The 12,219-nt window shown below is 46.2% G+C and carries 11 protein-coding genes, 1 tRNA gene and 2 pseudogenes; 10 read left to right on the top strand and 4 right to left on the bottom strand.

Going from position 1 to position 12,219, the window contains the following annotated elements; translation table 11 throughout:
* Positions 1-524: 524 nt before the first annotated feature.
* The 6 genes and pseudogenes from J4728_RS04390 to J4728_RS04370 all read left to right on the top strand — a co-directional run.
* Positions 525-887 carry a GtrA family protein gene (locus tag J4728_RS04390; RefSeq protein ID WP_000915520.1) on the top strand — a complete coding sequence of 121 codons (363 nt, stop codon included), beginning with the start codon at positions 525-527 and terminating at the stop codon, positions 885-887.
* The gene (locus J4728_RS04385) at positions 884-1,810 is read left to right on the top strand and encodes a glycosyltransferase family 2 protein (RefSeq protein WP_000703645.1); all 927 of its coding nucleotides are present in this window, start codon (positions 884-886) and stop codon (positions 1,808-1,810) included. The genes J4728_RS04390 and J4728_RS04385 overlap by 4 nt, the downstream gene beginning before the upstream one ends.
* Positions 1,791-3,443: a putative glucosyltransferase GtrC1 gene (gene gtrC1 / locus J4728_RS04380; RefSeq protein ID WP_010988978.1), complete on the top strand. Its 1,653-nt coding sequence runs from the start codon at positions 1,791-1,793 to the stop codon at positions 3,441-3,443. The genes J4728_RS04385 and gtrC1 overlap by 20 nt, the downstream gene beginning before the upstream one ends.
* A 386-nt stretch (positions 3,444-3,829) precedes the next feature.
* Positions 3,830-4,048 carry an IS3 family transposase gene (locus tag J4728_RS23815; protein ID WP_001541675.1) on the top strand — a complete coding sequence of 73 codons (219 nt, stop codon included), beginning with the start codon at positions 3,830-3,832 and terminating at the stop codon, positions 4,046-4,048.
* Positions 4,049-4,082: 34 nt separating this feature from the next.
* Positions 4,083-4,497: pseudogene (locus J4728_RS23810) on the top strand (IS3 family transposase); the annotation flags it as partial.
* Positions 4,466-4,591 (top strand): annotated as a pseudogene (locus tag J4728_RS04370) (integrase); the annotation flags it as partial. The pseudogenes J4728_RS23810 and J4728_RS04370, both read left to right, overlap by 32 nt.
* 21 nt (positions 4,592-4,612) lie before the next feature.
* Here the strand turns inward: J4728_RS04370 and J4728_RS04365 are convergent.
* A tRNA-Arg gene (locus J4728_RS04365) sits at positions 4,613-4,689 on the bottom strand.
* A gap of 254 nt (positions 4,690-4,943) precedes the next feature.
* Here J4728_RS04365 and fimW point away from each other — a divergent pair.
* The 4 genes from fimW (at position 4,944) to fimZ (ending at position 7,990) form a co-directional block, all read left to right on the top strand.
* Complete coding sequence (gene fimW, locus J4728_RS04360; protein WP_000948629.1) at positions 4,944-5,540, top strand: fimbria biosynthesis transcriptional regulator FimW; 597 nt, start codon at positions 4,944-4,946, stop codon at positions 5,538-5,540.
* Between the two features lie 161 nt (positions 5,541-5,701).
* Positions 5,702-6,013 carry a hypothetical protein gene (locus J4728_RS04355; protein ID WP_023182315.1) on the top strand — a complete coding sequence of 104 codons (312 nt, stop codon included), beginning with the start codon at positions 5,702-5,704 and terminating at the stop codon, positions 6,011-6,013.
* Between the two features lie 18 nt (positions 6,014-6,031).
* On the top strand, positions 6,032-6,754 hold the full coding sequence (gene fimY / locus J4728_RS04350; RefSeq protein ID WP_023253788.1) for a fimbria biosynthesis regulator FimY: 723 nt from the start codon (positions 6,032-6,034) through the stop codon (positions 6,752-6,754).
* Positions 6,755-7,357: 603 nt separating this feature from the next.
* Positions 7,358-7,990 (top strand): fimbria biosynthesis transcriptional regulator FimZ, encoded by a 633-nt coding sequence (fimZ, locus tag J4728_RS04345; protein WP_000801273.1) that lies wholly within the window; start codon positions 7,358-7,360, stop codon positions 7,988-7,990.
* 45 nt (positions 7,991-8,035) lie between these two features.
* Here the strand turns inward: fimZ and sfmF are convergent, their stop codons facing one another.
* Genes sfmF through J4728_RS04330 form a run of 3 tightly spaced genes read right to left on the bottom strand, consistent with a single transcriptional unit; the run spans position 8,036 to position 12,204 of the window.
* Positions 8,036-8,554, bottom strand: coding sequence for a fimbria assembly protein (gene sfmF, locus J4728_RS04340; protein ID WP_000577507.1), 519 nt, complete (start codon positions 8,552-8,554; stop codon positions 8,036-8,038).
* Positions 8,555-8,563: 9 nt separating this feature from the next.
* A complete protein-coding gene (gene fimH, locus J4728_RS04335) occupies positions 8,564-9,571 on the bottom strand; it encodes a type 1 fimbria D-mannose specific adhesin FimH (RefSeq protein ID WP_208211281.1) in 1,008 nt (335 codons plus the stop codon).
* 14 nt (positions 9,572-9,585) lie between these two features.
* A complete protein-coding gene (locus tag J4728_RS04330; protein WP_208211278.1) occupies positions 9,586-12,204 on the bottom strand; it encodes a fimbrial biogenesis usher protein in 2,619 nt (872 codons plus the stop codon).
* Between the last annotated feature and the right edge of the window lie 15 nt (positions 12,205-12,219).

The following is a 12,219-nucleotide window of genomic DNA, read 5'->3' as shown; positions in this document are numbered from 1 at the left end:
TATGAAAAAGCAATGGTCATCCATCAATCGATGAATAATGCCCATTCTTTCGCCCATGAGATCCAGGCTGAGGAGCACCATAAACAGATTAAACACAATTAGTTATTTGCATATTAGCGTCACGTACTGCGGATGGCACAACGTCGCCCCCGCAGAAGCTTACGGATTAACATAATTTTGAGAGGTTAAATGGCGCGCCCTGCAGGATTCGAACCTGCGACCCACGGCTTAGATGTTCCTGGAACTACCTGAGCTAACAACAAGTTATCCCATTACCACGGCGCTCACTCGCCCCATCTTCGAAAAACATGCAAAGCTTTGCAAGCCGATGCAAAGCTTTGTGTGTACCGTTTTTGTCCCAACCCACTCAGCAATCAGTAGCCTCAATTGATCGGCAACAACGATCAATTAATAATATAACAATAAGTTTAAACTATCAAATATCACATTATTGATCGTTTATATCGATCAAATCAATTTGTAGTGCTACACTCCAGACCTTTCCGAATCCGCTGATTTTCATAATGTTGAAGTTATTCGCTAAGTACACATCGATCGGTGTTCTTAACACGCTTATTCATTGGGGCGTATTTGCTTTTTGTGTGTATGGGATGCATACGCATCAGGCGCTGGCGAACTTTTCCGGTTTTGTTATCGCCGTATCGTTCAGCTTCTATGCCAATGCGCGCTTCACCTTTAACGCCAGCACCACCACGCTTCGCTACATGATGTACGTGGGATTTATGGGAACACTGAGCGCTGTTGTTGGCTGGATGGCTGACAAATGCTCCTTGCCACCACTCCTTACTCTTATCACCTTTTCAGCTATCAGCCTGATATGCGGATTCATTTATTCAAAGTTCATTGTCTTTAGGGATGCGAAATGAAAATCTCTCTTGTCGTTCCAGTTTTTAATGAAGAAGACACGATACCGATTTTCTATAAAACGGTACGTGAGTTTAATGAACTAAAAGAATATGAAGTGGAGATCGTTTTTATTAATGACGGAAGCAAAGATGCAACTGAATCAATAATTAACAAAATAGCTGCATCTGATCCGCTCGTTATTCCGCTTTCGTTTACGCGAAACTTCGGTAAAGAACCTGCTCTTTTCGCGGGGCTCGACCACGCAACCGGGGATGCGGTCATTCCTATTGATGTCGATTTACAGGATCCGATAGAAGTAATCCCCCATCTCATTGAGAAGTGGCAGGCTGGCGCAGATATGGTGCTGGCTAAGCGCTCAGACCGCTCAACTGACGGGCGCATGAAGCGTAAGACAGCTGAGTGGTTTTATAAGCTGCACAATAAAATCAGCAATCCGAAAATTGAAGAGAACGTCGGTGATTTCCGGTTAATGAGCCGTGAAGTTGTCGAAAATATTAAACAGATGCCAGAACGTAATCTGTTTATGAAAGGCGTTCTGTCATGGGTGGGCGGCAAGACTGATGTAGTTGAATACGCCCGCGCTGAGCGTGTTGCCGGCGATTCAAAATTCAATGGCTGGAAATTATGGAATCTGGCGCTGGAAGGAATAACTTCTTTCTCAACATTTCCGCTCCGCATATGGACTTACATTGGATTGTTTATTGCAGGTATGTCATTCCTTTACGGTGCATGGATGATTATTGATAAATTAATATTTGGAAATAATGTTCCTGGCTACCCGTCTCTTCTTGTTTCTGTACTTTTTCTGGGTGGCGTTCAATTGATAGGAATAGGTATTCTTGGGGAATATATTGGCAGGATTTACATAGAAACAAAAAAAAGGCCTAAGTACATAATTAAGAATGAGAAGAAAAATGGTTAACAATAGATTAAAAATGGTAATCGCTATCCTTATAGTTTTCTCGTTGGTGTATTCAATAGGATTTATCACACCAATGAACTCTGATGACTATACTTATGCCCTAAGAGAGCTTTCGCTTTCTAGCGTAAAAATGCACTATTTGGGATGGAGCGGAAGGGTTGTGTCAGATACGATCAGCACATCTCTATTAAAGTTTTTCTCCCCGCATATTTACAATGCAATAAACTCAGCAGCGCTAACATTAATGGTGTTGTGCTGGACAATGATCCCAGCTACATTAACAAAGTCGTCACCGTCCCCATATGTGATGATTTTCTTATTTTTCTTATACTTCGTTGCAAATCCAGCCCTCGGTCAAACTAACTTCTGGCTTGTTGGGTCAGCAAATTACTTATGGACCAACATGTTCATTGCCATTTATATACTAATTTCTATATATTTAAGCAATGGTAAAAAATCCAATTTAATACTCTTTGTATATGCCATATCATCGATATTTGCAGGTTGCTCAAATGAAAATACATCTCTTGTAGTTGTATTAATTTCTGTAGCATATTTCTTTATAATGAATAGAAATAAATATTTACTGATTGGCGTATTCGGATCTGCAATAGGCGCGGGGGTTCTCCTGCTGGCTCCGGGAAACCTATCCCGTGCGTCTACAATACAAGACTGGTACAATCAACCACTTGCATGGAGGGTTCTTGAGCACTTTTCAGAAAGGCTGCCATCAGCAATGGGGGCATATTGGCAGGTCTATATTGCATTTATAATACTACTAATCTCTGTAGTGTTATCAAGGAATAGTAGCAGCAAACTTATGTTTGGAAGCTTTTTATTCATGCTGGGTGCAATTGCTGCAAATGTTGCGTTCCTTGCATCTCCTGCAATGCCCAGCAGGGCTCTCAATGGAGCACTCTGCTTTATGATTCTTTCGATTTCCTTTGTTGCTCATTCTGCATTTACGAAATTTAACAAGGCTTCCATTTATTTATCTGTTACTACATATGCAATGGCTTTTTTATATTTCATCCCATCATACATCCTCTATTACTCATCAATTAAATCAATAAGCAAACAAACGGAGATTAGGGAAGAAATAATAGACAGGGCGAAACATAACAAACAAGATCAAGCGATAATTCCTGATTATTACTTTCCACCGGTACTGCATGCAGGCCCAAGTCTTGATACGTTTAACAGTGAAGCAATGTCTAGATACTACGGGATTGATTTGAAAATAACTGCTCCAGGATTTTTCGACTATTCACGAGCCTTTAATTTCAAGCCTCTTAATATTAACGCAAAAATATGTAACAACGTTTATATAAAATCATTATGGATATATAAACAGCAAATGGGCATTAAAACCTTTGTAATATTTGAGTTTAATAAAAATCCTGCTGATTCTCTTGATGAGAATACAGCGATGTTCATTAGCTTTAAAACAAAGGATGGAAAAATTATAAATGCAGATGTCGACAAGAAGACATTCCAAATAGACGGAAGATGGCTTTCCGGGCGGGCGATTAACGGCATAGATTCAAATGAATTAGAATCAATTACATCTGGGACATGGGACGTTAGAACAGGGGCGAGGACAAATGAGAATATTACGGAAATAATTAAATAACATTCATGTATAATTAATGTTCCCCGCCACCAATGGGTAACGGGCGGCGGGGATTCCTACATATCGTATGTCACAAATGCCCCATCAGGTTTCTTAGCAAGAAGTCGCAATGCACCATCAGTCCCAAAAAAGAACCCAACGGAGCCATAGTGCATTAATCCAGACTCCGGCAACTGACCAATACACGCAAGGATACGCATGTGCCCAAAGCCCATCCGGTTCAACTCCACCACAGATGCAGGAACACCGTCTTTTAGTGCGGATAAACTGCCCCCTACTGGTTTCACTACCGGGTAAAGGAACCTGACAATCTGCGGTCAATGTGAATCGCCACAGGTTTAACAGACACCTCAGAGCCATTTAAGATGACTTAAAGAGAGGTGCCTATGAGCGGTAAACGTTATCCCGAAGAGTTTAAAATTGAAGCGGTAAGACAGGTCGTTGAGCGTGGCCATTCTGTTTCCAGCGCCGCAACACATCTCGATATTACTACCCACAGTCTTTACGCCAGGATAAAGAAGTACGGGTCGAACTCCTCCACCAATAAAGAAATAAAGAGCAGTCAGATGATCAGACCGGAATCCGCCGACTCCCGAAAGAGTTGAAGCGGGTTACTGACGAGCGGGACATATAAAAAAAAGCCGCAATAGATTCAATTGGTCACTGCAACCATGAATGACAAAAGATAGAGTCCTGAATGCGCTTCTGATGGCCGTGTGGCGACGTAATCACCCGCTATGAATGGCAGTCGCTCCTGAAACCGCACGGACTGGAGAGCAGAATGAGCCGTCGTGGCAACTGTCATGACAATGCGGTTGCAGAAAGCTTTTTCCAGCTACTGAAGCGTGAACGGATAAAGGAAAAGATCTACGGAACGAGAGACGAAGCCAGAAGCGATATTTTTGATTACATAGAAATGTTTTATAACAGTAGACGCCGGCATGGTTCGAGCGAGCAGATGCCACCGGCTGAATATGAAAACCTATATCATCAACGACTCAGAAGTGTCCAGGTTATCCGTGGTGATTCACAGATATGCTCACCTTGCGCCTAATCATTTAACGGAACACGCGAGGAAAATAGACGACATTTTTGGTGATGATGTCCCAAATATGTCCCATATGGAAAATAAGGAGGAAATAAAGAAGCGTAACACGTTGATTTATAAGTGGCGCGCCCTGCAGGATTCGAACCTGCGACCCACGGCTTAGAAGGCCGTTGCTCTATCCAACTGAGCTAAGGGCGCCTTGTGAAGTGAAGACTTCGTGTAGACGAAACGCGAGAATTATACGGTCAGGTACTCCTGAGTCAATGGCTTTTGTTCTGGTTGCTGACTAAGTGTACGAATATCGTCTTTTCTGGCGCAATGCCAGGTTCCAGGAAATCGCCTGGACACATCTCAGCACGCATAAAGTGGGAATTAAGGCCGCCAGTATTTAGAAAATCAATAAGTTTCTTTAATATTTCACCATGATTCACCTGCCGTGTAGGATATTTTTTATGCTGAGTATCGCTATTAAGGAACAAAACAGTCACTTTGAGCATGGTTTGAAAATCATCATGACGCGTCTGGCGAATCAATGGCAGCAGAAAATTGACTTTCTGCCGCCAGAAGAGATAGATAATGCCGATATCGCTTTCCTGGCCTTGGATGATGATTGGTTCAGCGCAGGCTGTTACCAGATACCTATGCATACCCAACATCAGCTACGGGTAATTATTTGTAATAAATGCGATAAAGAAAAGCTCATGTTCAGACCATGTCTGTATATGCTGCCGCATATTTATCGGGAAGATGATGTTGAAGAAATTACCCGAAAAATGATATTGATCTTACATAAGCGAGCGCTTCGACATAGCGTCCCTTCTGGCATTTGCCACTACTGCACGACTCGTCATTTTTCAGTAACAGAACGTCACCTGTTAAAACTGATCGCCAGCGGTTATCATTTAAGCGAAACGGCCGCTTTACTTTCACTTTCTGAAGAGCAGACAAAGTCACTCCGCCGGAGCATTATGCGAAAATTACATGTTAAAACGGAGCAGCAGTTTTTAAAATATATTAGAGTTAACCTTCATTTCTTACTCAGTAAGTAAACTCACTTAACTTTTTACAAGGCTTACGAAATATCTCACCAATAATTAAGTAACGATACCTACAGGCATTTTTTTAACGCTGCCACAATGATGCCCATAATATCCTGATAGATTCAGGGGTCGAAAATATATGGCTGCATCATAAATGCCTGGAGGAGTGTTTGGTGGCACAGGGTACTTTATTAAAGGAAAGGATAAATCCCCCACACCTGGCGTCTTCGCCCACACGTCATTCATATCTCAACAGCGAATTGTTAAAATCTGAGCCAATCGTTAATCTCTCAACTGCGCAATTAATCGGCTATGAGGTCCTGACGCAACTTCCGTCAGAACATGATAGCGAAGTTTTTTTTCAGCAGTTAATGCTGATGGAAGGCATTGAAACATCAGAGCAACGAAGCATTGCTTTTTACGCTGGTGCAACGATGGGACAAGGTTATTTATGGCCAGCCATATTACCAGATATATATTAGAGCAATGGAAAAAGCAGGATGCGCAGCGTACCACGCAGGGAAAGACACCGCCGTTTAAGAAATGCCAAAGACTGCGCCTGCCGTTATCACTCTCCAACGCCGCAGATATTTGATCGCCTTGAGTTACTGGACCAACAGCTTAATTATGCCTTGCCGGTTGGTATCATTTCCCAGGCAATAATTACAACTGATAACTACCTCGGCTATTCATTGAGTCACTACTTATTTTCCGGAAAACGTACCGCTGCATTCCGCTCATTAGATGACATTTCTTTGTGGATTGAAAAGGGGTCGCTCAGACAACTGATTGTAGATATGGAGACGCTACCTGTCTCCTGTATTGAGGCGCTTAACCAGCTACGCGCGCTCAGTTGGCAACAAAGCGATATCCAGATTTACCTGCTGGTATCAGATAAAACCCCCGCTATAACACAGTTTATCCGTATGGCTGGGCGTTTTTTTGTCCTGTCGCGACGACAAAATCTGGCCTCAGTACGCGAAGCCTTGTTATCAGCCGCCAAACCTCGCTTATCGGAAAGCTTTAGCCGTACTGACTGGTTGATGATTGAAACTTTAGCGCAAGGCGCCTCTTTAAAAGAAATAGCACGTCAGCAAAGCGTACCTTATCATCGTGTGGTTTACCGGATTAAACAACTTATCACCCTCCTTAACCTTCCCCACAGGCAAAGCTTTCTTCGGCTGGTCCAGCAGCTAAACGTTACTTTCCACGACATTTTTTAACGAAGTAACGTTTTGGTGAATAAGATTTTTTAAGAAATTACTTATTTTCACTTCCATTAAATGTAAATATTTCACATAAAATTAATATTTATAACTCGTCCTGGTAAGCGATAAAAAATTTTTTCTTACATCGTCCCCTGTTCCTCCTCGTTTTTCGAGGTCTCCAGCGTCAACATCTTTCCGTCATTACATAACAAATACTAAACAATTAGTCTTTCATATTATTTTTATACTTAAAAACAACAGTTTAAACTACTCAATGTCAACTCTAAAGAAAATAGCTCCACCACGAACAAATTTTCTATAACGTCACAGAATATCCTACCCGCTATCCATAATTCGCATTTCGCAAGACTTTTCCGAGAAATCAGACCAGGTATAATCCATATTGTTTTTACTTAATCAGAAATTTCTTTTTTGTTGGTGCGAAATGGATATTCCACATATTTATTACTCTTACGCAAAATAGCCAGTCAACAGGGAGGTCTCATTCTTTATTATTGCTCCACTGTGTGGTGTGTAGATCTGGCTATTTCACAATCTTTAAGGTGTCTGACGCTTATTCTAAAACGAAGGACGCATAACAGTCTGAGGCATACAACAATGAAACCTGCATCTGTTATCATTATGGACGAACACCCTATTGTAAGAATGTCGATCGAAGTTTTACTCGGTAAAAATAGCAATATTCAGGTTGTCCTGAAAACGGATGATAGCCGAACAGCGATAGAGTATCTGCGCACTTATCCTGTTGACCTTGTCATTCTGGATATTGAATTACCGGGCACCGACGGCTTTACCTTACTTAAACGAATCAAATCTATCCAGGAACATACCCGGATACTTTTTTTATCGTCGAAATCAGAGGCTTTTTATGCCGGAAGAGCAATAAGAGCGGGCGCAAACGGATTTGTAAGTAAACGCAAAGACCTCAATGATATTTATAATGCGGTAAAAATGATTTTATCCGGCTATTCTTTTTTCCCATCTGAGACGCTTAATTTCATCAGTAATACCCGTACCCCCAAAGGCGGGCACCATGATATGCCACTATCTAACCGCGAAGTTACCGTGCTGCGCTATCTGGCCAATGGAATGTCTAACAAAGAAATTGCCGAGCAACTTTTATTGAGTAACAAGACTATCAGCGCGCATAAGGCCAATATATTTTCTAAACTTGGCCTTCACTCTATCGTTGAGCTTATCGATTACGCCAAATCACACGAATTATTGTAAATGTACTCCCGGCGAATTATCGTTCGGGAGCCACAATAACGGACACTAATTGTAATTGATCAGGAAGGTCGCATCCGCGTTAGCAAGTCCGGGCTGCACGCCATCGGCTAAGGCGATATAGTTCGCATAGAATTTCAGGGTAGCATTGCCGTTGTTGTCAATATCGACGGCCTTGCTGGCCTGTTCAAGCGGCAATCGACGTTGATCGCCATCGCGAATTTCAATCGCCAGTTTTTGCGCCATTGCCGTATCAGCAAGCGCCAGTAATGCCGTGCCGGGCGCTGGCGTCCCGGAAAACGTTATAGACGCCGACCCCGGCGGGCAGCCTTCAAGTTTTAGGCTAAAGGCTACCGGTTGCGTGGCGTCACCGGCGGCGTGAAGCTGTTTTGTCGGCCAGGTGCCGAGGTTAACCGATTTGTTACTGTCGCCCGCCACCACGGCGCAGGTAAAATCCACCACGTTACCGCGCAGTTCAATATTCACTTCGCCCAGAGATGAGTTGGCCTGACTCAGCGGGCTGAACAAAACACAACCAATAGCGATGAAAACGCGCCGAAAGATCATTATGCCTCCTTAATCATAATCGACTCGTAGATAGCCGCGCGCAGTAAACGGCCCTTCCGCCGGTTTAATCCCCGTCACGCTGATTGGCCAGGCGCGAATACCTACGCGAGCGGCGGCGTTATCATCAAGATGAAACGGAATTTTACTCGACAAATTATTGGGTGTAAGCGGCGTACCGTTGCTATTAGCAACCACAAAGCCTAAATCCGGGTTATCGGACACCATCGCCTGCCCTGAGGCCTTTTCGGCTTCAAGCCGCATCGATAAATAGGCTTGCGCCGCGACGTTGGTACATTTGATAGCAATGGTTTTCGTTTGCGGCGTGACGCCTTGCGGACGATTACCCGCCCCCGCCTGACTAAATAACGACGCGCCGATATCGCCGAAATCAAACTCCACGACCTGTCCGGCATTCACTTCACAGTTTTGCGGCACTTCCACTTTGCCGCTGTAGCTAATGGTATATACCGGCGTGCTCAACGCGTCGCCGGTAGAGGTCGTCACATAGACGGTAAACATTGTCTGGCGAGGGATCGTCACCATATTAATAAAAGGCCGTATCACTTTTAATTTAAAAACCAGCTTTGAGTCCTGCACGCCAAACGGCTTTTGCTGCGACACGTTATAGTCGACGCCCATGAGAATATAGTTACGGGGCGGATAAAATACGCCAGCGACACTATCGGTGATGCTCATCGCGCCCAGAAGGTAGTCATTCAGCTTGAGGTATTTAAAATTTCCTTCGGTGCTTTGTACCGGTAATTCTGATACATAGCTTCGGTAGGTATAATTCACCGTTGTCCCCGACGGGCACGTCGCGTTTACGCCGACCCAACCTGATTTTTCCGGCAGCGTCACCACCTGTCCCGGCTGATTATTGCCACTGGTGAAAACATCTGACAGGTCGTAAAAGATATCGGTCGCCGTCCCGTTTGAATTACGGCAAACCGTCGCCAGCGCGGGATGGGTGAAAAAGAGCGCGGTCCCCGCCAGCAATAGCGCTGAGTATATTTTCATCTCTATTTTTCCTTTTATGACGCCGGACGGATACAGGTTGCGCTGGCTATCGTAATCGCCTGCTTCAGGCTATCCTCCGCCAGGGCGTAAGGGGCGATACAACGCGCGTTTTTCCCCTCTCCCCACTGGATGAACAGTTCACCTTTTAGCGGCAAGCCGCTCAGATAAATTTGTCCGTCATCGCCGACCATACTGGTAATGCCGCTGGCGGTTTCTCGTACTATCGCGCCAAACGGTAACGGACGTCCGCCAAGCCTCGCGGTAATGATTGCCCTTACGCCTATCCGCGTATCAAAAGCGGCCCGCACCAGCGCGCCCTCTGTCGGCACTACGCTGCTGACGTTATTTTCGACATCGGTATGGTTGTCCATCGTGTTGGTATCTAACGCGACGCGGTTATAGCGATATACCGTGGCGTAGGGCATTACCGCATAGCCCCGCCAGTCCGTTTTCACGCCGGTCTGGTTTTCGATGCGCACGCCTTTCGCTCCCGGCGCTTTAATCAAGACATTGGTATCGCCCAACGGTTGGCTAAACGTAATACCATCCGCATGACCGACCACGCCGCCGGAAAGTTGCCAGTTATAGTCATGCTGATCGCGATCGTAGTTATATCCCACGCCCAGCGTGCCATACGTCGCCTGCCAGCTAGCGCTGGCGCTGCCGCTATGACCATTGGTACTGCTACGCCCCTGCGTCACGCTGTAGCTCAGATTACGTCCTTCCAGAAGCGTGCCGCCCACGCCGGTCTGCCAGCTATTGTCGCCGTCGCGGTTGCGGTTGCGGTTGGCGTTAAACGTGGCATAAGTACGATCAAGAATAGTGTCGCGCGCATAGCGCCGTCCGGTCAGAACGCTAAACGGAACGGACATATTGAATGCCAGAATGCGGTCGGCGCCTGAGATCCCCACCGACTCGCTCCACGACCATGACAGCGAATAACTTATGCCTTGCCATCCACTGGCGTATCCCAGTTGATACCAGGTATTGGTATCCGCCGTATTCCAGTAATTTTGTTGACTGCCGGAAAGATACAGTGACCCGTAATTCCCCAGATTTTGCGAAATATTGACCTGAAAGCGGCCTTTTTTGCTGTAGCGGAGATTGTGGTAGCTCTGCGCCACCGGCACTTTATGGCGGCGTCCGTCGCTATCGTATTCGTAGTCGTACCCTTCCATACTGCGGTATGCCACATCATCCAGGGTGTAAAATCCGCGCGTGGAATAGCGGTAACCCAGCAATTGAAAATTAGTCCCGTAATTATTCAGCGATTTGGCGTACAGAAAACGCAACGATTGCCCCTGATGGGTGCTGTCATCTGCCAGTTGGCTACGCGCATGTGTGACATCGACCGACACGGCCCCCCAGTCACCCAAATTTTGCCCCGCCCCGACCACCACAGCACGGTAACGATCGGCAAGTTGCATACCGCCGTAAGCCGTCAGCCCCGCAGGCAGGCCGGCAATCACCGTTCCCTGGAAAAAGAATGGCGAAGACTGCTGACTATTGCCGCTGCGAAAATCCCCGGCCACCAGGTCATACTTCACCCTGCCCTCACGCTGCAATAGCGGAACGGTAGAGTAAGGCACCGTGTAACGTTGTTGGCTACCGTCTTTTTCATCTACCGTCACCTCAAGGTCGCCGCTGGAAGAGGTAGGATTAAGATCGGTAATCGCAAACGCGCCCGGCGACACATAGCTTTGGTAGATAACATACCCGTTCTGTCGTATCGTCAGCTTTGCCGCCGTCCGGGCGATCCCTCTGACCGTGGGGGCGTAGCCCTGCAGGCTATCGGGATACATATTGTCAGAAGAGTACAGCCGCGCTCCGCGAAAGCCGACGCTGTCGAAAACATCGTTCCCGGTATTGCTGTCCCCCATGACCAGTTCGCTTTTTAGCGGAATGATGGCGCGCTGTACCCAGGTGCCAATGTTGTTCCAGCGTTGCGAATGATAGCCGTCCCCTTTCGAATAGCTCCAGGCTCCGTTATTACGCAGCCGCCAGGGGCCATAGTTCAACCCGCTCAGCAGACTCAAAAAATAGCTATCGCTGTCTGTTCCGCGGCTACCGGTAAAACTGTAATTAATGAGTGCGGCGGGTATCCCTTCATCCCACTCTTCCGGCGGGATATAGCCACGCGCGCTGTTGAGCAATGACGCCTGCGGCAAGCTAATGTTTAAGCGCATCGACGCGAAATCGAACGCGACCTCCGCGCCCGGGATTTTCTCAGGAAGGTGAATACACGTGGTATCGACGCCTTTATCTGAGACAGGGAACACCGCGGTATTCACGCCCAGCCGTTTAATCCACTCCGGTGTAAAACAAGGCATCAGGCCGCCGGATTTATCGCCGGCGCCCACGGCGCCCGCCTCAAAACGAATATCCTGCGTCGCTACGAATTCGTCGTTACGCCAGATATCCACCCGGTAAATACCAGGCGGCTGATGATTACCTTTTTCAAAGCGAGATAAATCCGCCACGGACGCGGTATCCGCCGACAAAAACGCAGGGTTGAAATAACTTTCGCCGCGGCTCGTCAGCGGACACAGCGCCGCCAGCACCGACAGCGCCACGCCGCTTAACGGTGATACATAGCCGGGAAATCGCCCTGCAAACCAGGTTGTCTTCTTCATCGTGTTCTCGTGTGG

This window comes from Salmonella sp. 32070601201500089SM (genome assembly GCF_017573605.1).
In the GTDB taxonomy this organism is placed as follows: domain Bacteria; phylum Pseudomonadota; class Gammaproteobacteria; order Enterobacterales; family Enterobacteriaceae; genus Salmonella; species Salmonella enterica.
Note: the sequence above shows the minus strand (reverse complement) of the source record. Positions and strands in the feature narration are given on the sequence as shown.

Coding starts and splice junctions, on each gene's coding strand:
- fimZ (WP_000801273.1), top strand. CDS start 7,358: ATGAAACCTGCATCTGTTATCATTATGGACGAACACCCTATTGTAAGA.
- gtrC1 (WP_010988978.1), top strand. CDS start 1,791: ATGAGAAGAAAAATGGTTAACAATAGATTAAAAATGGTAATCGCTATC.
- J4728_RS04385 (WP_000703645.1), top strand. CDS start 884: ATGAAAATCTCTCTTGTCGTTCCAGTTTTTAATGAAGAAGACACGATA.
- J4728_RS23815 (WP_001541675.1), top strand. CDS start 3,830: ATGAGCGGTAAACGTTATCCCGAAGAGTTTAAAATTGAAGCGGTAAGA.
- fimH (WP_208211281.1), bottom strand. CDS start 9,571: ATGAAAATATACTCAGCGCTATTGCTGGCGGGGACCGCGCTCTTTTTC.
- fimY (WP_023253788.1), top strand. CDS start 6,032: ATGCGCAGCGTACCACGCAGGGAAAGACACCGCCGTTTAAGAAATGCC.
- J4728_RS04330 (WP_208211278.1), bottom strand. CDS start 12,204: ATGAAGAAGACAACCTGGTTTGCAGGGCGATTTCCCGGCTATGTATCA.
- fimW (WP_000948629.1), top strand. CDS start 4,944: ATGCTGAGTATCGCTATTAAGGAACAAAACAGTCACTTTGAGCATGGT.
- sfmF (WP_000577507.1), bottom strand. CDS start 8,554: ATGATCTTTCGGCGCGTTTTCATCGCTATTGGTTGTGTTTTGTTCAGC.
- J4728_RS04390 (WP_000915520.1), top strand. CDS start 525: ATGTTGAAGTTATTCGCTAAGTACACATCGATCGGTGTTCTTAACACG.